Source organism: Streptomyces sp. CGMCC 4.7035 (genome assembly GCF_031583065.1).
GTDB lineage: Bacteria > Actinomycetota > Actinomycetes > Streptomycetales > Streptomycetaceae > Streptomyces > Streptomyces yaanensis.
In genome coordinates this window covers 4,140,522-4,159,830 of sequence record NZ_CP134053.1, presented here as the reverse complement: position 1 = coordinate 4,159,830, position 19,309 = coordinate 4,140,522, and the positions used below count along the sequence as shown (strand labels likewise).

The following is a 19,309-nucleotide window of genomic DNA, read 5'->3' as shown; positions in this document are numbered from 1 at the left end:
TCCAGGTCCGCATCCCGGCCTGGGCGGACGGAGCCCGGCAGTTGGCTGACGCTGGAGCGCACCTGGCGCACCGGGGACCGTCTCGAAGTGACACTGCCGATGCGCACGGTCGTCGAAGCCACCCCGGACGACCCCGACGTACAGGCGGTGCTGCACGGCCCGGTCGTCCTGGCGGGGGCGTACGGCGACAGGGCCGATCCATGGCTGCCCCGGCTGGAGGTGGCCTCCGTCCGCCAGGAGTCCGCGAACACGCTCCGCTTCACCGCGCGCGCCGACGGCGAGGAGGTCGCGCTGCTGCCGATCGCCCGCGTGCACCACCAGCACTACACCGTGTACTGGCTCACCGGCGAACCGCCCTCCCCTCCCCCGCAGTTCGCGGCCTGGCACCGTTTCGACGAGACGTCCGGCACCACGGCGGCGGACGCGACGGGCAACGGCAAGACGGCCCGACTCGTGGGCCGCGCCGTCTGGTCGCCGTCCGGCCGGATCGACGGGGCGGTCGCCCTCGACGGCACCGACGGCCATGTGGCCCTCGCCGAGGACCTGCTGGCGGGCGCCTCCGCGTACTCGATCGCCGCCTGGGTCGGACTGGACGGGCAACCGGGCGCCTGGAGCCGGATCTTCGACCTCGGCACCGGCGTCACCGCCAACATGTTCCTGACCCCGCTCAGCGGTGACGGCACGCTTCGGTACTCCATCACCGCCGGGGGCGCGGGCGCCGAACAGCGCATCGATACCACCCCGCTGCCGAGCGACCGCTGGGTGCACGTGGCGGTGACGTACGGCGACGGCACCGCCGTCCTGTACGTGGACGGCACGGAGGCGGGCCGCAACGCGCGCGTGACCGTGGAACCGCGTCACTTCGGCAACCACATCCGCGCCGGATACATCGGCAGGTCGCAGTACGCCGACCCGTATCTGAAGGGGGCCGTCGACGACTTCCGGGTGTTCGGGCGGACGCTGAGTGCCGCCGAGGTGGCGACACTGGCACAGCCGGCCTCCGCGTAGCCGGGCGGCCGGCTCGCCCCGTCAAGGGCGGGCCGGCCGTGCCCGTCCGCCGCTACTCACCCGCGTACGCCTTCTCCAGGGCGGCGATGTCCAGCTTGCCCATCGCGAGCATCGCCCGCGTGGTGCGGGCCGCCTTCTCGGGGTCGGGGTCGCCGATCATGTCGATGAGCCCGTCCGGGATGACCTGCCAGGACACGCCGTACTTGTCCTTGAGCCAACCGCAGGGGCCCGGCTGACCGCCGCCCTCGGTGAGCTTGTTCCAGTAGTAGTCGATCTCCTCCTGGTTCTCGCAGTAGATCTGGAAGGAGATCGCCTCGTTGAACGTGAACTGCGGACCGCCGTTCAGCGCCACGAACTTATGGCCGTTGGCCACGAAGTCGACGGCGATCACGGAACCGGCGGGGCCCGGTCCGGCCTCGGTGTAGCGGCCGATCCGCCCGATGCTGGAGTTCTTGAAGATCGAGACGTAGTAGTGCGCGGCCTCCTCGGCCCGGCCGTCGAACCAGAGACAGGTGGTGAATCCTTCGGTGGCCATGAGTACCTCCTGGAGCGTGGGACGCGGTCACCTGTGTCGACCGATCCTCGCGCCGAAACTCATCGGCCGGGGCGGAGATTGATCCGGATGGCGGCACCACCGACCGAACTAGCATGCCGACCATGACGTCATCGCCCCACGAGAGCATCCGGCCCTTCCGTCTCGCGATCCCCCAGAGCGACCTCGACGATCTCCACGACCGCCTCGACCGCACCCGCTGGCCCGACGAGCTGCCGGGCGTGGGATGGGCGTACGGGGTCTCCCGCGACTACCTGCGCGAACTCGTACGGTACTGGCGCCACGACTACGACTGGCGGGCCGCCGAGGCGCGGCTGAACGAGTGGCCGCAGTTCACGACGGAGATCGACGGGGCGCACCTCCACTTCGCCCACATCCGTTCCCCTCAGCCGGACGCCACCCCGCTGGTCATCACCCATGGCTGGCCCGGCTCGATCGTGGAGTTCCTCGACGTCGTGGGGCCGCTCACCGATCCGGCCGCGCACGGCGGCGATCCCGCGGACGCGTTCCACGTCGTGGTGCCGAGCATTCCGGGCTTCGGGCTGTCCGGGCCCACGCGGGACACCGGCTGGGAGGCGGGCCGGATGGCGGACGCGTGGGTGGAGCTGATGGACCGGCTCGGCTACCGGCGCTTCGGCGCGCAGGGCGGTGACTGGGGCGCGATGATCTCCCGTGAGCTGGGCCGCGCCCACCCCGACCGGGTGACCGGCGTCCACCTCAACCTGCTGCCGGGCGCCCAGGCGACGAGCGAGCCCACCGACGAGGAGCTGGCCGCGCTCGGCGCCGAGGAGCAGGAGCGCACGCTCACCTCGTGGCGCCGCTGGTCCGCGTGGTCGGGTGACGCGTCGGCGTACGCCCTGCTGCACTCCACCCGGCCGCAGACCCTGGCGTATGCGCTCACGGACTCGCCCGTCGGTCAACTCGCCTGGATCATCGAGAAGTTCCGGGAGTGGACGGACTCGGATGAGCTGCCCGAGGAGGCCGTCGACCGGGACCGGTTGCTGACGAACGTGATGTTGTACTGGCTGACCGGGACCGCCGGTTCGTCGGCCCGGATCTACTACGAGCGGGCGCACGCCGCAGGGCGTGCCGCCGCACCCGCCGCGCCGTCCACGGCGCCGACCGCACTGGCGGTCTTCCCCGCCGAGATCCAGATCCCGCTGCGGCACAAGGCGGAGCGGACGGAGAACATCGTGCGGTGGACCGAGTTCGACCGGGGTGGTCACTTCGCGGCCATGGAGGAGCCGGACCTGCTGGTGGACGACGTACGGGCGTTCTTCCGGCAGCTGCGCGAAAAGGGCTGACCCGGGACTGATCCCACGCTCTGCCCGTGGCGAATCTGCGGCGGGCAGAGAATCCGCATCCGGCGATCGTCCGAGGTCAAGAGTGGAGTCAACGGCATCCGTGCCTGCGACAAGGAGACCCGATGACTCCACTGCCTCAACTCACCACGCTCTCGCCCCGTGCGGAGGAGGGCGACACGCCGCCCAGCCGGTTCGACGACCATCTGGCCGCGCAACTGCTGGCCCAGCGGATCGTGTTCCTGGGCACCCAGGTCGACGAGGTGTCGGCCCATCGCGTGTGCGCGCAACTGCTCCTGCTGTCGGCGGAGGATCCGCGCACCGACATCAGCCTGTACATCAACAGCCCCGGTGGGTCAGTCACCGCGGGGCTCGCCATCTACGACACCATGCGGCTCATCCCGAACGATGTGTCGACGCTGGTCATGGGGTTCGCCGCCAGCATGGGCCAGTTCCTGCTCACGGTGGGAACGCGCGGCAAGCGGTTCGCGCTGCCGAACGCGCGGGTCATGATGCACCAGCCGTCGGCAGGTATCGGTGGCACCACCGCCGACATCGAGATCCAGGCGGAGAACCTGGAGTTCACCAAGAAGGCCATCGAGCGGATCACCGCGGAGCACACCGGGCAGAGCGAGGAGACGATCTCGCGCGACGGCGACCGGGACCGCTGGTTCACGGCCGAGCAGGCCAGGGAGTACGGGATGGTGGACCGGGTCTTGGAGTCGCTCGCCGACGTCCGCCCGGCCGCCTCGCGCCGACGGATGGGGTTGTGACATGGGGTCGTACACGGTTCCGTACGTCGTCGAACGTACCGCGCAGGGCGAGCGTTCGTACGACGTCTTCAGCCGGCTGCTGAGCGAGCGGATCATCTTCCTCGGCACCGAGATCGACGACGGCGTCGCGAACGTCGTCATCGCGCAACTGCTGCATCTGGAGTCGTCGAACCCGGAACACGAGATCTCGATCTACCTCAACTCGCCCGGCGGATCGTTCACTTCACTGATGGCGATCTACGACACGATGACGTTCGTGCAGGCCCCGATCTCCACGTTCTGCGTCGGGCAGGCCGCCTCCACCGCGGCGGTGCTGCTGGCCGGCGGAGACCCCGGGCGGCGGTTCGTGCTCCAGCACGCCCGGGTGCTGCTCGGCCAGCCGGCCAGCGGCGGACGGCAGGGCACGGTCTCGGACCTCAGCCTCCAGGCCAAGGAGATGGTCCGCATCCGCTCCCAGGTGGAGGAGGTCCTGTCCCGGCACACGCATCACGACGTGGCGACCCTGCGCGCCGACATGGACCGGGACAAGGTGTTCACCGCCGAGGAGGCCGTCGCCTACGGGCTCGCCGACGAGGTGCTGAGCCGACGGCTCGCTTTCGTCTGATTTTGGCGGGCCGGGCGCCGGACGTCCACGAGCCCGTCAGGCGGCCAGGCACAGACCGTCGTACTGCGCCGTCGGCGACGTACGGCCCCGGCCGGTCCGGATCCGGGCGTGCCGTACCAGCTCGTCCTGGGCGAGCGAGAGCAGGTCCGCGAGGCCGAGTCCGAGGGCCTGGGCGGCGGCCGCCAGGACCTCGGAGGAGGCCTCCTTGCGGCCGCGCTCCACCTCGGACAGGTACGGCATCGAGATACGGGCCGCCTCGGCGACGTCCTTGAGCGTGCGCTCCTGGGCGAGCCGTTCGCGCCGCAGCGCGTCACCGACGAGGTCACGCCACAGGGGCTCCCTCGGGGCGGGGGTCCGTGGCGCCTGCGCCGGCTGCTGCGGGGCACGGCTCGCCCCGTCGGTGCGGGGCGGCGCGGTCCGGTGGCGCAAGGGGATGACGCGGGCTTCGTTCGGCGCATGATTGCTCACTCCTTCAGCCTAGGGATCCGGGGCGCCACGGGAAGGGAGCGGCATTCCGCCCTGGGTGAATTCCGCGCGGCCGAGGTGGTGGCGGAAGGTCACCTCCCGACGCGGTCGGCCCACCCGGCGGGCGGAGTGCGGGAGGGCTGCTTAGCGTGGCAGCGTGAGCGCCCCGACCTCGTCCGACCAGGCCGTCGCCCGCACCGGCGGCCCGCCCATCGCCCCGCACGGCTGGGTCCAGGCCGCCGTGACGGTGCTGGCCGGGCTGATCGTCATGGGTGTGTGCGCCGCGCTCGGACTGTGGGCGGCGGGCGGAACCGGCATCCCCGACAACGGCTTCCCCCGGGTGGTCGTGGCCACGGTCGTCGTGGCGGTCGGCGGCACCGTGAAGCTGGCGGGCGACGCAGGCGAGCTCGCCGGCACGCGGGCGGGACTGACGGTGATGCCGCTGTCGGTGGCGCTCGCCGGGGCGCTGGCGATCGCCGCGGGGTTCCTTCGCCCGCTGCGGCATCGGGCCGTCGCCGGCGCGCCCGAACTGGCGGGCTGGGCGGCCCGGATCGCCGTCCTGTGGCTGCTGGCGCTCGTCGGGCTCGCGCTCGCGGCCCGCCAGACCTTCCCGGTCCCGCTGGGCGACGAAACCATCGGCGACATCGGCCGCCTGTTCGGCGTCGAACCGAAGATCGGCTACACGACGGACCTGCCGCCCACCGTGCTGTTCGGACTGCTGTGGCTGGCGGGTGTGCTGGTCCTCGCCCTGCTGGTGTCGCGCGGGGCCCCGCTCCCGGCAGGGTTGCTGCGCTTCCAGGAGTCGGTCCGCCCCGTCGCGTACGCCATGGTGGCCCTGCTTCTCGCGTACGTCGCCCTCGGCGTCGTCATCGCGCTGGTGGTGGCCGCCACCCGCGGGCACCCCGCCGAGACGTTGGCGGTGGTCCTGCTGGGGCTGCCCAACCTGGTGTGGCCGGTGTTCACCCTCGGTCTGGGCGCCACCTGGCATGGCCGCGTGGACGGGCCCTTCGGGCTGCCCGTACCGCATCTGCTCGACGAGGTGCTGCGCACCCCGGACATCTCGACGCTCAATCTGCGCACGCTCGCCGCTCACGACGGCCGGGTGTGGTGGCTCGTGGTCGTGGACGCCGTATTGGTCCTCGCCGCCGCGTTCGTGATGGCGGCGCGCTCTCCGGCCCGTATGCGGCCGTGGCAGCACGCCGTGCGCATGGCGGCGGGGTTGGTGCTGACGGTGCTCATGATCTGTCTGGTCTGCCGGATCTCGGCACACTACGGTCTGTCGCTGATCGGCATCGGCGACCTGGGCGGCGGACTGTCCGGCGTGCTGTTCCTGAAGCCACAGGTGTGGACCGCGCTCGGGTTGGCCGCGGTGTGGGGGCTGGTCACCGGGTTCGCCGGCGGGCTGCTCGCCAAGGGGGTGCGCCGACGGGGCAAGGTCCCCTAGGTCCTGTCGTCGAACTCCCGCAGGTCGGGCCGGCCGTGGGCGGCGGAGCGGTCAGGCGGCCGGGGTGGAGAGCGCGTGGCCGAACCGCTGCATCCGCAGCGCGTCCACGGACTCCGCGAGCAGTTCGTACTCGGTGGTGTCGTCGCTGATGGCGATGCGCACCAGCCGTCCGGCGGCCAACTCGTCGGCGACCAGTTCCTGTTGTCCGGCGTCGCCGCACCAGGCACGCAGGACACCGGGCACGTCGGGGACGGTGTCGGCCACGGGGGCGATGGAGTTCGGCGGGAAGAGCGGGTTGTCCGGGTGCGGGTCGAGCCGTTCGGCGATCCAGGAGGCGCGGTCGCGCATCCACCACAGGGCGAGGGCGAGGGTGGGCGCGCGATAGGTTCCTAAGGGCACACCGATACGCTGACCGCCGCAGATGCCGTATGCCGTCACATGGCACAGGAATTCGTCGTGCACGATCGCTCCCCCAGTGCGGTGCTCGGGACCTGGTCGGCCCCGTGGTGCCTTGCATTCGCTCGCTGTGCACGTGGGCGATCCGGACGCGGCACACGGTGGAGCATTTCGGTCGTGACCGAATCACCCTGTCATTCGAGTATCGCCACTCCTGACACTCTGTCACCACGCCATTTCAGCCAGTCTTCTGGCATATTCACCACCGCGTATGGCCGAAACGGGCCACGCCTCCTCACCGCCCTCGCCGCGCCTCCGCGTCACGCCCCCTCACCGCGCCCCTCGCCGCACTCCGCGCCACGCCCCATCACCGCGCTCCTCGCCACCCGTCGCGCACGGCGCCCTTACCCCGGATGTAATCGACGCCCCCGGGCGTGGCCGGGCATGGTTGCGGTGTCGGCTGCCGACGGGCACCAAGCCCCGGGATCCGGCTTCTGACCAGCGCATACCCTTCGATGGAGGCTGATCCGCCATGTCCGCAGACAACCACCGTTACGAGTCCGCCGTCGCCCGCTACTTCGAGGCGTGGAACGCGAGTGACCCCCAGGCACTGGCCAAGGCGGTCGCCGCCGCCTGGACCGCGGACGGAAGCTACACCGATCCGCTGGCCGATGTCAGCGGGCACGAGCAGATCGCGGCCGTGATCGCGGGAGCGCAGAGCCAGTTCCCGGGCTTCTCCTTCCGGCTCTCGGGTGCCGTCGAGGGGCACCACGACATCGCCCGCTTCGGCTGGGAGCTGGTGAACGACGCGGACGGCTCGGCGCCCGTCGCCGGCTTCGATGTGATCGTCCTCGACGACGACGGGCGCATCAGCGGCGTCCACGGCTTCCTGGACCGCGTCCCGGCGGGCGCGGCCTAGGACCGGGCACCCTAGGAGATCGGGCCGGGCCAGCTCGGGGGTTCCTCTCCGTCATCCTCCGGGCTGCCCGGCGTCACCGCCTTCTCCTGCGCCGGCGTCTTCTCCTTGAGGCGCAGCACCAGCTCGTCGTCCACGACGTCCGCGACCACCGTGTCACCGGGGTTGAGCGTGCCGTCGAGCAGCATGTTCGACAGCCGGTTGTCGAGTTCGGACTGGATGGTGCGGCGCAGCGGGCGGGCCCCGAACTCCGGCTGGTAGCCGCGCTCGGCCAGCCACTTCTTGGCCGCCTCCGTGACCTCCAGACCGATCTGCTGGGCGTGCAGCCGCCGCCGGCTGTGCTCCAGGAGCAGGTCGACGATCCGCACCAGGTCCTCGCGGCCCAGCGCGTGGAAGACGATGACCTCGTCGATCCGGTTGAGGAACTCGGGGCGGAAGTGCGCCTGGAGCTCCGCCATCAGGTCGTCCTTGATCTCCGCGATATCGCCGTGGTGGTCGAGGATGTGCTTCGAGGCGATGTTGCTGGTCATGATGACAACGGTGTTGCGGAAGTCGACCGTGCGCCCCTGGGCGTCGGTCAGCCGTCCGTCGTCCAGTACCTGTAGCAGCAGGTTGAACACGTCCCGGTGGGCCTTCTCCACCTCGTCGAACAGCACGACGCTGTACGGCTTGCGGCGCACCGCCTCGGTGAGCTGGCCGGCCTCCTCGTAGCCGACATAGCCGGGCGGGGAGCCGATCAGCCGGGAGACGGTGTGCTTCTCCTGGAACTCGCTCATGTCGAAGCGGACCATGCGGTCGGGGTCGCCGAAGAGCAGTTCCGCAAGGGCCTTGGCGAGTTCGGTCTTGCCGACGCCGGTGGGGCCGAGGAAGAGGAAGCTGCCGGTCGGCCGGTCGGGGTCGCCCATGCCGGCCCGGCCGCGGCGCACGGCCTGGGCCACCGCGGTGACCGCCTGGTCCTGGCCGATGACACGCTGGTGCAGGACCTCCTCCAGCTTCAACAGCCGGTCGCGCTCGGTCTCGGTCAGCTGGGAGACCGGGATGCCGGTGCGTGCGGAGAGCACCTCGGCGATGTCCTCGGGCGTGACGGAGGGCGTCGGTGCCCCGCCCTCGCCGAGCGAGCCCAGCCGCTCCTCCAACTCGGCCGTCCGGCGCTTGAGTTCGGCCGCGCGCTCGAAGTCCTCGGTGCTGACGGCCTCGTCCTTCTCGCGGCGCAGGCGGGTGAGACGGTCCTCCAGCTCCGCGGCCTCGGTGGGGCCGCCCACACTGCGCAGTCCGACCCGGGCTCCGGCCTGGTCCATGAGGTCGATGGCCTTGTCGGGCAGGAACCGGTCGCTGATATAGCGGTCGGAGAGGGCTGCCGCGGCGTCCAACGCCTCATCCGTGTAGCGGACTTGGTGATGGGCCTCGTACGAGTCGCGCAGCCCGCGCAGGATCTCGATCGTCTCCTCCACGGAGGGCTCGGGCACCATGACCGGCTGGAACCGGCGTTCCAGCGCGGCGTCCTTCTCGATGTATTTGCGGTACTCGTCGATCGTGGTGGCGCCGACGACACTGAGGTCGCCGCGGGCGAGCGCGGGCTTGAGGATGTTGCCGGCGTCCATGGACCCCTCTCCGGTGGCGCCCGCGCCGACGACCGTGTGCAGCTCGTCGATGAAGAGGACGATGCCCTTCTCGGCCCTGGTGACCTCGTCGACGACCTTCTTCAGCCGTTCCTCGAACTGGCCCCGGTACTGGGCCCCGGCGACGAGGCCGGCCATGTCGAGGGCGACCACACGACGGTTCCGCAGCGCCTTGGGGACCTCTTCGCCGACGATGCGCTGGGCCAGCCCCTCGACGATCGCGGTCTTGCCGACGCCGGGGTCGCCGATGAGCACCGGGTTGTTCTTGGTCCGGCGGGAGAGGACCTCGATGGTCTGTTCGATCTCGGCGGCCCGCCCGACCACGGGGTCGAGACGTCCGCTGCGGGCCTCGTCGGTCAGGTCGCGCCCGTACTCGTCGAGCGTCGGGGTGTCGGGGTGCCCGCCTGCCGCGCGCCCTTCCCGGCCGGCCCCGGCCCCGCCGAGCGCGCCCGGCGAGGCGCCCTCGGTCCTGAGGGTCCGGGCGAGCGGGGAGCGCGGATCGTCGAGCAGCGCGGACAGGATGTGCTCCGGGCCGATGTACGAGGCACCGGCCGCCTGGGAGCGGGCGTGGGCGGAGAGCAGGGCGCGTTTGGCCGCAGGGGTGAGGGCGGGCTCCCCGTCGCCGGTCCCGGAGGGCAGCGATTCCCGCAGGTCGGTGGCGAGCTGGTCCGGGTCCGCGCCGGCCTGCTCCAGCACCTGGCGCGCGGCCGGCACCTGGGTGGCGGCCCACAGCAGGTGCACGGCGTCAAGATCGGATCCGTCCTCCGCGGCCCGTCCGCCGGCGGCGGCGAGCAGGTCGTGCGAGGAGTCGCTGAGGAGACGTCCGATGGGGACACGTTGCACGGCCGGTGGCGACGTGGCCGGGCTCATGCCGAAGAAACGGTTGAACAGTTCGGAGAACGGGTCGTCTGACCCGAAGGGCGAGATCGTCACGATTGACCACCCGTCCGGCGGGCACACGGCCGCGTCACCCACCGTTGTCGATTGCCCGTACCTGCCCAGTCTTCGCCCCTTCGGGGGGCGGCACAACCGCAGGACCGCCCGCCGGATCAGGGCGATTGGGTAAGGAATGCGGGGGTACTCGGGGTGGCTGATGGTCGGGCGCCCTCCCAGCCGATTCCCGTCTCTGCCGGTCGCGGAGAGGCTCAGTACGCGACCGCTGCCCGCGCCGCGATCCGGTAGCGCCTGGGGGCGACGCCGACCGTGCGCTTGAAGGCGTTGCTGAAGGCGCTCTCCGAGCCGTAGCCGATGGACCGGGCGACGGCCGCCACGGGTGTCGCCTCTGCGTGTCTCCTCCGCACGCAGGGGGCGTACGGCCGGGCTCATCCGCCAGTTCAGGAGATATGTCGGGGGCGGCACGCCGGCCGCGTCCACGAAGCGCAGCGCGAAGGCGGTCCGGGAGACATGGCGGAGGCCCCGGCAAGTTCCTCCAGCTGCCAGGGGCGCGAGGATCGCCGTGCATCAGGCGCAGCGGGGGCGAGCCACTCGTCGGCCAGGGCGCGCAGCCAGCCGGCGGGCAGGACACCGGCGTCGTCGAGGCAGACCCGCAGCACCTGGACGAACAGGAGCTGGGCGGGCCGGTCCGAGGCGAACCCGGAGCCGGCCCGGCCCGCCGTCGTCTCCCCTCGCGGTGCCCTCCCGGGGCTTCCGCTTCTCCCCCGTCGTCTTCGACGACCTGCACTTCGAGCAGCGGCCGTACGATCCCTTCGCCGCCTACGGCCAGCCCAAGACCGCGAACGCCCTCTTCCCGGTCGAGCTGGACCGACGCGGCCGGGCGGACGGCGTGCGGGCCTTCGCCGTACACCCGGGCACCATCATCGACACCGGTCTCGCCGAGCACGTCACCGACGACGTCATCCGGGCGGCCGGTGCCGTCGACGAGGAGGGCCACCCCGTACGGGACCCCGCCCGCCTGCTCAATGCGGTTCCGCAGGGAGCGGCCACCAGCGTCTGGTGCGCGCCCGGCCCGCGGCTCGACGGGCTGGGCGGGGTCTACTGCGAGAACTGCGACATCGGCCCGCTCGTGGTGGAGGAAGCGGCCTGGCGCGCCGGGGCGGAGACGGCCGGTGTACTGCCGTACGCGGTCGACCCGGAGGCGGCCGCCCGCCTCTGGGAGGTGCGCTGACGCCTTACGGCTTGATGACCGCGTCGATGCGTGCCAGTTCGTCCGCGTCGAAGTCCAGGTTGCGGATCGCCGCGACGCTGTCCTCCACCTGCTGCGGGCTGCTCGCGCCGAGCAGGGCCGAGGTCACCCGGCCGCCGCGCAGCACCCAGGCGAGGGCCATCTGGGCCAGCGACTGGCCGCGGGACTTGGCGATGTCGTCGAGTTCGCGCAGCCGCCTCACCAGGTCCCCGGTGACCGCGTCGGTGCTGAGGAACGGGCTGTCGCTCGCGGCCCGCGAGCCCTCCGGGATCCCGTCGAGGTAGCGGGCGGTCAACAGGCCCTGCTCCAGCGGGGAGAAGACGATGGAGCCGACCTGGAGCTCGTCCAGGGTGTCCAGGAGGCCGTTCTCCGGGCGGCGGTCGAGCATCGAGTAGCGCGGCTGGTGGATCAGCAGCGGGGTGCCCAGCTCGCCGAGGATACGGGCCGCCTCGCGGGTCTGCTCCGGCGAGTAGTTGGAGACGCCGACATAGAGCGCCTTGCCCTGCTGGACCGCCGAGTGCAGCGCGCCCATCGTCTCCTCCAGCGGAGTCTCCGGGTCGGGGCGGTGCGAGTAGAAGATGTCGACGTAGTCCAGGCCCATGCGCTTCAGGCTCTGGTCGAGCGAGGACATCAGGTACTTGCGGGAGCCCCACTCGCCGTACGGGCCCGGCCACATGAGATACCCCGCCTTGGTCGAGATGACCAGTTCATCACGGTAGGGCGCGAAATCTTCCTTCAGGGCCTCGCCGAAGGCGGACTCGGCGGCGCCGGGCGGCGGGCCGTAGTTGTTGGCCAGGTCGAAGTGCGTGACGCCGAGGTCGAAGGCACGGCGCAGGATCTGCCGCTGGGTCTCCACCGGCCGGTCGGGGCCGAAGTTGTGCCACAGGCCCAGCGACAGCGCGGGGAGCTTCAGGCCGCTGCGTCCGGTGCGGCGGTAGGGCATGGCCTCGTAGCGAGCGGGATCTGCCGTGTACAACATGCACTCCAGGAGTGGTTTTTCAGGTCGACGCGGTCCACTCTCGCCTGCCCGTCCAGCAGCGGTCCAACAGAGGAATCGGATGGGATTCAGCGTCTACGCTTCTCAATCATGGAATTGCGCCATCTCCAGCACTTCGTCGCGGTCGCCGAGGACCGGCACTTCACCCGGGCAGCCGAACGGCTGATGGTGTCGCAGTCGGGTCTGTCCGCCTCGGTCCGCGCCCTGGAGCGGGAGCTGCAGGCCCCGCTGTTCGTGCGCACCACCCGCAGCGTCACGCTCACGGAGGCCGGCCGCGCCCTGCTGGCCGAGGCGGAACGGATCCTCGCCCAGGTGCGCGCGGCCCGCGAGGCGGTGGCCGCGGTCCAGGGCGTGCTGCGCGGCACCCTGTCGCTGGGCACCGAACAGTGCATCGCCGGGGTGGACGTCGCCAGGCTGCTCGCGGGATTCCGGCGCCGGCATCCGGACGTGGAGATCCGGCTGCGGCAGGCGGGGTCGGGCGCGCTGGCCGAGGAGGTCGCGGCGGGCCGGCTGGACCTGGCGTTCGCGGTGCGCACCCAGGCGGACACCGACCAGTTGCGGTCGGTTCCGCTGACGAGCGAGCCGATGACCGTCCTGTGTCACCCGTCGCATCCGCTCGCCGGCGGCGGGCCGGTCAAGCCCATGGACCTGGGCGGCGAGGCGTTCGTCGACTTCCACCCCGACTGGGGGCCGCGCCGCACCACCGACGCGGCATTCGCGGAAGCGGGTGTCCAGCGGACGGTGACACTGGAGGTCAGCGACGTGCACAGCCTGCTGGAACTGGTCCACGAGGGGCTCGGCATCGCCGTCGTCCCGCGCCACTACGGCTACAAGCGGGAGGCGTCCACCCTCGTCTCGCTCCCCGTCAAGGGCACCGCCGTGTACGAGACGGTGGCCATGCTGCCGCCGCACGAGGCCACCAGCCCGGCCGCCCGGGCGCTGATGAGCCTCCTCCGGGCGGGCACGGGCGACGGATCCCGGGACGCCTGAGGTCCGGCGCGCGGGACGCCCGAGGTCCGGCGCGGGAGGCCTGAGCACCGGCGCACGGGCTGGACGCCTGAGGACCGGCGCGCGGGAGGCCTGAGGACCGGCGGGCGGGACGCGATTGCCCGACGTCCGCGGCCGCGATGCGCGATGGTGGATGCATGCATGCCAAGGACATCCTCATCGACGCGTACAGCCGCATCCAGGAAGAAGTCCATGCCGCCGTCGACGGTCTGGGTTCGGACGACCTCAACGCCCGGCCCACCGGGGACACCAACTCCATCGCGTGGCTCGTCTGGCATCTGACCCGAGTGCAGGACGACCACGTCGCCGATGCCGCCGACCTCGATCAGGTCTGGCTGTCACAGGGCTGGGAGAAGCGCTTCGGGCTCGATCTTCCCCGCCGGGACACGGGGTACGGCCACAGTCCGCAAAAGGTCGCCAAGGTGCGGGTGGAGTCGGGTGAGCTGCTCACCGGCTACTACGACGCCGTGCACGAGCAGACGCTCGGCTTCGTGCGCGGGCTGACCGCCAAGGACTTCGAGCGCATCGTGGACGAGCGCTGGGATCCGCCGGTCAGCCTGGGCGTACGGCTGGTCAGCGTCCTGTCCGACGATCTTCAGCACGCCGGACAGGCCGCCTATGTACGGGGGCTGCTTCAGAGCGCGGTCGCGTAGCCCGGCAGGACCACGTCCCGGATGAGGGCGTTGCGCTCGTCGAACGGGATGAACGCGCTCTTGACCGCGTTGACCGTCACCGTGCGCAGGTCCTCGACCGTCCAGCCGGCCTGCTCGACCAGCAGGGACATCTCACGGGTCATCGTCGTGCCCGAGACCAGACGGTTGTCGGTGTTGAGGGTGACCCGGAAGCCCAGGTCCTTCAAGGCCGTGATCGGGTGCTCGGCGATCGAAGTGGCGGCGCCGGTCTGGAGGTTGGAGGTCGGGCACATCTCCAGGGCGATACGGCGGTCGCGCACCCAGGCCGCCAGCCGGCCCAGCTTGCCGTCGACGATGTCCTCGGTGATGCGCACGCCGTGGCCGATGCGCTGGGCGCCGCACACCTGCAGGGCCTGGTGGATGCTGGGCAGGCCGTGCGCCTCGCCCGCGTGGATGGTGAACGGCACGCTCTCGCTGCGCAGGTGCTCGAAGGCGGCCAGGTGGTCGGCGGGCGGGAAGCCGTCCTCGGCGCCGGCGATGTCGTACCCGAGGACACCGGCGTCGCGGAAGGCGACCGCGAGGTCGGCGATCTCCCGGGTGCGGTCGAACATGCGCATCCCGCACAGCAGGGTACCGACCCTTACGGGGGTGCCCGCGGCCGCGGCCTTGGCCATGCCGGCCGCGAGGCCCTCCTGCACGGTCTCGACGACCTCGGGCAGAGTGAGGCCGCCCTTGACCATCAGCTCGGGGGCGTAGCGCACCTCGGCGTAGACGACACCGTCCTCGGCGAGGTCGAGGACGTACTCCTCGGCGGTGCGCAGCAGGCCCTCGCGGGTCTGCATGACGGCGAGGGTGTGCTCGAAGGTGGCTATGTAGCGCACCAGGTCACCGGAGTTGGCGGCCTCGTAGTACCAGTCGGCGAGCGCCTTTGGGTCGGTGGTGGGCAGGGTGTGGCCGACCGTCTCCGCGAGTTCCACGAGGGTCGCGGGTCGCAGACCGCCGTCGAGGTGGTCATGCAGCACGGCCTTGGGCAAGCGGCGGATGGTGTCGGTGTCGATGCGCGGGGCGGTCATGTGCGGTGGTTCCTCGGCAGGTTGTTCTCGGGGAGGGGGATTACTCAGCGGGCTGGAGGAGGTCCCAGCGGTTGCCGTACAAGTCCTGGAAGACGACGACGGTGCCGTACGACTCGTACCGGGGTTCCTCCAGGAAGGTCACGCCGGCCGTGGTCATCCGGGCGTGGTCGCGGGCGAAGTCGTCGGTGTGCAGGAAGAAGCCCACGCGCCCGCCCGTCTGGTCGCCCACCCGGCCGCGCTGTGCCTCGTCCTTGGCCCGGGCGAGCAGCAGCCCGGTGCCGTGGGCGGCGGCTCCCGGCTCGACGACGACCCACCGCGATCCGTCCGGCCGCGGCTCGTCCGCCGCGAGCCGGAACCCCAGGGCCTCGGTGTAGAAGCGGATCGCCTCGTCGTAGTCGTCGACGACAAGGGTGACCAGGGCGATGCGTCTCATCGGGCCTTCCGGAGGGGTGCGGAGTTATACGTAACACGAAGCCTACGGCATCGCGTCAAGTGGCCTGGTATGGAGGGCGGCCGTCCGATCACCCCCGACCGTGACCGGAGGACGTCGTCCGGTCGCCGCGTTCAGCGGTGGCAGCGACCACAGCCGGGCCCCCCGGCCCGACCGCCCCACGCACCAGCCAGGACCAGGGCCGCCGTCCCGTCGCTTTCGCGCGGCGGCCAAAGGGGGCGTCGGCGACCGGCGCGCACGGCCGCCGTAGCCGCATGCCCCTTGTCCTGCCGCAGGACGCGGTCGCCATGACCGGGGGTCCCTCGCACCACCCCACACGCGCCGGACAGTCGCCGAGCACCCCTCGCCCGGCAGCCGCCAGGCGCGGCGCTGCCCATCGCGCACAGCGAGCGGAGGCCAGGCCCCGGTGCCGCTCGGGTGGGCGTCGCTCAATGGCCTTCTTCACCCTGGGCGACCTCGACCTCGTGGTGGAAGTCGATCACTCCGGTCGCCGAGGCGCAGGCGGAGACGGTCGCGCAGGCGACGAGGAGGGCGGCGATCCAGGGTGCTGCCCGGTGCGGGGCACGCGGGGGCGCCAGCAGGGCGGCGACCCGCTGCGGCACGGGCCCCGTGGCCGCGGCGGGCGCGAAGGACGGCCGTTCGCCCTGGCCGGCCCGGGCGGCGAGCGCGGCGCGGCCGATCGCCCGGGCGGTCAGCCGCCGATCCCCGACCACCGCGGCGGCGGCCTCGTCGGCCGCGCGCTCGACCGCGAGCCGGATGACCGCGGCCACGGGCCGCAGCCCGGGGTGGCAGTGGGCGGCGACTTCGGCGACGGCGAGGAAGTAATGGTGTCCGGCCGCGTTGTGGGCCCGCTCGTGGGCGAAGAGGGCCTCGCGCTCGTCCGCGCCGAGGCTGCGGAGCATGCCGGTGGTGACGACGATGCGGTGCGGCCGCCCGGGGAGGGCGTACGCGTCGGGGTGCGGGGAGTCGATGACACAGAGGTCGCCCGCGGTGGAGCGGCGGTCCGCCTCGGTGGTGGCGGCGCGGAAGGCCCTGCCCTGGCGCAGCACCGTGCGGGCCGTGGTCCACAGGCACACGGCGAGCGCGCCGACGGAGAACGCGGCCGCCGGCACCACGAACAGGTCCGACCCGGCTCGCAGCGGGCGCACCAGCTCACCGAGCGCGGCGAAGAGGGGCAGCCTGAGCAGCCCGGTGACGACGAAGGCACCCAACGCGGTCAGGGAGCAACAGGCGAGGACAACCGCACAACACGTCACCGCCCACAACGCCGTCGCGGGCGCAAGCCGGTCAAGGGCGCGTCGCGCGAGCGGGGGCATCACGAACGGCAGCGCCACCGGGACGAGCAGCAGGAAGGTCACTGCTGCTCACCGGATTCCAACAGCTCCCGCAGGACACGCTCGTCGTCCTCGCTGAGCTGGGCGACGAAGCGGGCCAGCACGGTGTGCCGGTCGCTGTCCCGGTCCAGCTCGGTGTGCATGCGACGGGCGGTGAGACCGTGGGCGTCCTGGACGGGGAAGTAGGCGTAGCCACGGCCCTGGCGCCGACGGTCGACGATGCCCTTCTCGTGCAGCCGGGACAGGATCGTCGTCACCGTGGTGCGGGCGAGTCCGACGCCGAGGCTCAGCTGGACCTGACCGGGGGTCTGGGGGCCGCCCGCGGCCCAGAGGGCGGCCATGACGCCCGCTTCCAGTTCGCCCGCCGGGCGACGCTCGTCCTTCGCTTCGGTCATGGAACCTTCCTCACCCCGTGATCGTCTACATTTCTGTAGACCGTCTACAGATTTGTAGTCTCCGCGGGTCCGGCCGAGGCCGCCCCGCACGTCCATTATGGAAGGGGCTCACGACCATGCGCGCAGCCCTGCGCACCGCACCCCCGCACGCGGTCACAATCCCCCGGGCACTGCGGTGAAGCGGCAGGACACCGCCGACCTCGCCGGTTCGACGGCGTTGGGCGCGCTGGTGGCGTTCGTCCTGCTTGCGCTGACCGTGACCGGGCGCGGCGGCGCCCCGCTGCCGGGCGACGCGAGCCTGCACGCCTGGTCGGTCTCCCACCGCCCCCATGTCATGGTCGCGGCGGCGCGGGCGGTGACGTACACGGGGACGGGGTTCGTGCCGTATCTGCTCGCCATCCTGGCGGGTCTTCTCCTGGGGCGTACGGTGCGGCAGCGCGCTCTCGCCACCGCCGCCTGTCTCGTCTGCCTGATCGCGGGCCAGGCCGCGCGGTACGGCGTGATGGCGCTGACGGCACGCCCGCGCCCGGCGACACAGGACTGGATCACGCACGCGTCGGGCTGGTCGTTCCCCTCGGGTCATACGACGACGGCCGCGCTCGCCGCCGGTCTGCTGGCCCTGGCGATCGTGGCCCGTGCGCCACGGGCCGCGGCGGGGCTCCTCGCAGTCGTTCTCGGGTGGGGCTTCCTGGTCGGCCTAACCCGCGTCTATCTGGGTGTCCACTGGTTCTCCGACGTCGTGGGCGGCTGGCTGTTCGCCCTGTGCTGGCTGAGCCTGTGCACGTACGCCGCCGCCCGGCTGACCCCGCGTACGGACGCCGACGTGTCGGAGCCCACCGCCACCTCGGCAGCCTGAACGGCCGGCCACGACAGCGTCGTCGACACTGTCAGTGGCCGCCGGCACCATCCCCGTATGGCCTCGTCGACGAGCGCGCCCTGGAGCCGCATCGAACGCCGGCTCGCCCACCACGCCCCGGCCTCGCTCGTCGCACTGCCGCCCCCGGCCGCGCCGTCGGCGATCGCGGCGGCGGAGGAGGCGCTCGGCCTGCCCTTCCCGGCACCGCTTGGCGAATCCCTCCTCCGCCACGACGGATCGGCTCACGAAGTCCTGCTGCCGCCGTTCTGGACGCTGCTCGGCGGCACCTCCTGGAGACGGCGGCCTCGGCTGTGGAGTCCGGCGAACCGCTCGACGCCTACGTACCCGTCATCACCGGCAGTGGACGGCTGGACCGGGAGATCCTGTAGTCGCGAGGTGGCCCCGGCGTCGGGCCACAGCGCTCACTCCGCGTGCCGGCGCCGCGCGTCCAGGCGGGCCATCTCCTCGTCCGTCAGCCGCAGCGCGCCCGCGGCCACGTTCTCGAGGAGGTGGTCCGGGTTGCCGGTGCCCGGGATGGCCAGGACATGCGGGCCCTGCTGGAGCGTCCACGCGAGCCGGACCTGAGCGGGGGTCGCGTCGTGGGCCCGGGCGATCGCGAGGATCTCCGCATCCACGTCGCCGCTCGTGCCCCGCTCGCCGCCCTTCCCCGCGATCGCGTAGAACGGCACGAACGCGATGCCCTGCTCGCCACAGATCCGCAGGAGGTCGTCCGTCTGCGGGTCGGGGGCGTGCAGCCCGTAGTTGTTCTGCACGCTCACCACCGGCGCGATCGCCTGCGCCTCGGCCAGGTGCCGAGGCTCGACGCCGGAGATGCCCAGGTGGCGGATCAGGCCCGCCTCCCGCAGCTCGGCGAGAGCGCCGAAGCGCTCGGCGATGGAGTCCCACCGCGGCGACTTGCGCAGGTAGACCAGGTCCAGGTGGTCGCGGCCGAGCTGACGCAGGTTCTCCTCGACGTGGCCGCGCAGTTGGTCGGGGCGGGCCCAGGTGCCCCACTCCCCCGAGTAGTCGCGGAACGGGCCCACCTTCGTGGCGATGACCAGGTCGTCCGCGTACGGCGCCAGCGCGCTGTTGATCAGCTCGTTCGCGGAGCGCAGCGACGAGAAATAGAAGGCGGCCGTGTCGATGTGGTCGACACCGAGCTCGACCGCCCTGCGCAGCACGGCGATCGACCGATCGCGGTCGCTCGGTGTCCCGTGGTGGAAGGCGGCGCTGCCCGTCAGCCGCATCGCGCCGAAGCCGATGCGGCGGACGGACAGGTCGCCGAGTTTCCAGGTGCCCGCGGCGTCCGCGGTGATCGTCTGTGAGGTCATCCGGTGATCA

21 protein-coding genes are annotated in these 19,309 nt (G+C 71.9%); 10 read left to right on the top strand and 11 right to left on the bottom strand.

The annotated features are described in order from the left end of the window. The first annotated feature begins 87 nt into the window (after window positions 1-87). Window positions 88-1,008, top strand: coding sequence for a LamG domain-containing protein (locus tag Q2K21_RS17895; protein WP_386275641.1), 921 nt, complete (start codon window positions 88-90; stop codon window positions 1,006-1,008). Window positions 1,009-1,060: 52 nt separating this feature from the next. On the opposite strand, the gene Q2K21_RS17890 is transcribed toward Q2K21_RS17895, so the two are convergent. Continuing rightward, window positions 1,061-1,543 carry a VOC family protein gene (locus Q2K21_RS17890; protein WP_310771940.1) on the bottom strand — a complete coding sequence of 161 codons (483 nt, stop codon included), beginning with the start codon at window positions 1,541-1,543 and terminating at the stop codon, window positions 1,061-1,063. 122 nt (window positions 1,544-1,665) lie between these two features. On the opposite strand from Q2K21_RS17890, the gene Q2K21_RS17885 reads away from it, so the two are divergent. The 3 genes from Q2K21_RS17885 to Q2K21_RS17875 all read left to right on the top strand — a co-directional run bounded on the left by Q2K21_RS17885 (window position 1,666) and on the right by Q2K21_RS17875 (window position 4,239). Continuing rightward, entirely contained in the window at window positions 1,666-2,865 is a 1,200-nt protein-coding gene (locus tag Q2K21_RS17885) for an epoxide hydrolase family protein (protein ID WP_310771938.1), read from the top strand. 122 nt (window positions 2,866-2,987) lie between these two features. Next, complete coding sequence (locus Q2K21_RS17880; protein WP_310771936.1) at window positions 2,988-3,635, top strand: ATP-dependent Clp protease proteolytic subunit; 648 nt, start codon at window positions 2,988-2,990, stop codon at window positions 3,633-3,635. A gap of 1 nt (window position 3,636) precedes the next feature. Next, the gene (locus tag Q2K21_RS17875; protein ID WP_310771934.1) at window positions 3,637-4,239 is read left to right on the top strand and encodes a ClpP family protease; all 603 of its coding nucleotides are present in this window, start codon (window positions 3,637-3,639) and stop codon (window positions 4,237-4,239) included. A gap of 36 nt (window positions 4,240-4,275) precedes the next feature. On the opposite strand, the gene Q2K21_RS17870 is transcribed toward Q2K21_RS17875, so the two are convergent. Next, complete coding sequence (locus tag Q2K21_RS17870; RefSeq protein WP_310771933.1) at window positions 4,276-4,707, bottom strand: helix-turn-helix domain-containing protein; 432 nt, start codon at window positions 4,705-4,707, stop codon at window positions 4,276-4,278. Between the two features lie 154 nt (window positions 4,708-4,861). Here Q2K21_RS17870 and Q2K21_RS17865 point away from each other — a divergent pair, with 154 nt between their 5' ends. After that, window positions 4,862-6,148, top strand: a complete 1,287-nt coding sequence (locus Q2K21_RS17865) for a streptophobe family protein (RefSeq protein ID WP_310771932.1) — start codon at window positions 4,862-4,864, stop codon at window positions 6,146-6,148. Between the two features lie 51 nt (window positions 6,149-6,199). On the opposite strand, the gene Q2K21_RS17860 is transcribed toward Q2K21_RS17865, so the two are convergent. Further along, window positions 6,200-6,610, bottom strand: a complete 411-nt coding sequence (locus Q2K21_RS17860; RefSeq protein ID WP_310771931.1) for a hypothetical protein — start codon at window positions 6,608-6,610, stop codon at window positions 6,200-6,202. Window positions 6,611-7,076: 466 nt separating this feature from the next. Between Q2K21_RS17860 and Q2K21_RS17855 the strand changes: the two genes are divergently transcribed. Then, window positions 7,077-7,463, top strand: a complete 387-nt coding sequence (locus Q2K21_RS17855) for a nuclear transport factor 2 family protein (protein WP_310771929.1) — start codon at window positions 7,077-7,079, stop codon at window positions 7,461-7,463. An 11-nt stretch (window positions 7,464-7,474) separates the two neighbouring features. Here the strand turns inward: Q2K21_RS17855 and Q2K21_RS17850 are convergent, their stop codons facing one another. Further along, window positions 7,475-10,012 (bottom strand): ATP-dependent Clp protease ATP-binding subunit, encoded by a 2,538-nt coding sequence (locus tag Q2K21_RS17850; protein WP_310771927.1) that lies wholly within the window; start codon window positions 10,010-10,012, stop codon window positions 7,475-7,477. A 212-nt stretch (window positions 10,013-10,224) separates the two neighbouring features. Next, the gene (locus Q2K21_RS17845; protein ID WP_386275636.1) at window positions 10,225-10,350 is read right to left on the bottom strand and encodes an AraC family transcriptional regulator; all 126 of its coding nucleotides are present in this window, start codon (window positions 10,348-10,350) and stop codon (window positions 10,225-10,227) included. A 359-nt stretch (window positions 10,351-10,709) separates the two neighbouring features. Here Q2K21_RS17845 and Q2K21_RS17840 point away from each other — a divergent pair, with 359 nt between their 5' ends. Further along, window positions 10,710-11,204 (top strand): SDR family NAD(P)-dependent oxidoreductase, encoded by a 495-nt coding sequence (locus Q2K21_RS17840; protein WP_310771923.1) that lies wholly within the window; start codon window positions 10,710-10,712, stop codon window positions 11,202-11,204. A gap of 4 nt (window positions 11,205-11,208) precedes the next feature. On the opposite strand, the gene mgrA is transcribed toward Q2K21_RS17840, so the two are convergent. Beyond that, complete coding sequence (gene mgrA, locus Q2K21_RS17835; RefSeq protein WP_310781059.1) at window positions 11,209-12,198, bottom strand: L-glyceraldehyde 3-phosphate reductase; 990 nt, start codon at window positions 12,196-12,198, stop codon at window positions 11,209-11,211. A gap of 111 nt (window positions 12,199-12,309) precedes the next feature. On the opposite strand from mgrA, the gene Q2K21_RS17830 reads away from it, so the two are divergent. After that, complete coding sequence (locus tag Q2K21_RS17830) at window positions 12,310-13,209, top strand: LysR family transcriptional regulator (RefSeq protein WP_310771921.1); 900 nt, start codon at window positions 12,310-12,312, stop codon at window positions 13,207-13,209. Window positions 13,210-13,364: 155 nt separating this feature from the next. Beyond that, on the top strand, window positions 13,365-13,880 hold the full coding sequence (locus Q2K21_RS17825) for a mycothiol transferase (protein WP_310771919.1): 516 nt from the start codon (window positions 13,365-13,367) through the stop codon (window positions 13,878-13,880). On the opposite strand, the gene Q2K21_RS17820 is transcribed toward Q2K21_RS17825, so the two are convergent. From Q2K21_RS17820 to Q2K21_RS17805, 4 genes are all read right to left on the bottom strand, one after another. Continuing rightward, entirely contained in the window at window positions 13,862-14,932 is a 1,071-nt protein-coding gene (locus Q2K21_RS17820; protein WP_310771917.1) for an adenosine deaminase, read from the bottom strand. The two genes, Q2K21_RS17825 and Q2K21_RS17820, sit on opposite strands and share 19 nt — an antisense overlap. A 40-nt stretch (window positions 14,933-14,972) precedes the next feature. Continuing rightward, window positions 14,973-15,365 (bottom strand): VOC family protein, encoded by a 393-nt coding sequence (locus Q2K21_RS17815; RefSeq protein WP_310771915.1) that lies wholly within the window; start codon window positions 15,363-15,365, stop codon window positions 14,973-14,975. Between the two features lie 446 nt (window positions 15,366-15,811). Continuing rightward, complete coding sequence (locus tag Q2K21_RS17810) at window positions 15,812-16,741, bottom strand: M48 family metalloprotease (protein ID WP_310771914.1); 930 nt, start codon at window positions 16,739-16,741, stop codon at window positions 15,812-15,814. Continuing rightward, window positions 16,738-17,112, bottom strand: a complete 375-nt coding sequence (locus Q2K21_RS17805; RefSeq protein ID WP_310771911.1) for a BlaI/MecI/CopY family transcriptional regulator — start codon at window positions 17,110-17,112, stop codon at window positions 16,738-16,740. The genes Q2K21_RS17810 and Q2K21_RS17805 overlap by 4 nt, the downstream gene beginning before the upstream one ends. A 175-nt stretch (window positions 17,113-17,287) precedes the next feature. Between Q2K21_RS17805 and Q2K21_RS17800 the strand changes: the two genes are divergently transcribed. After that, window positions 17,288-17,968, top strand: coding sequence for a phosphatase PAP2 family protein (locus Q2K21_RS17800; RefSeq protein WP_310771909.1), 681 nt, complete (start codon window positions 17,288-17,290; stop codon window positions 17,966-17,968). Window positions 17,969-18,390: 422 nt separating this feature from the next. Here the strand turns inward: Q2K21_RS17800 and Q2K21_RS17795 are convergent, their stop codons facing one another. Then, a complete protein-coding gene (locus Q2K21_RS17795; protein ID WP_310771907.1) occupies window positions 18,391-19,299 on the bottom strand; it encodes an aldo/keto reductase in 909 nt (302 codons plus the stop codon). Window positions 19,300-19,309: the final 10 nt, after the last annotated feature.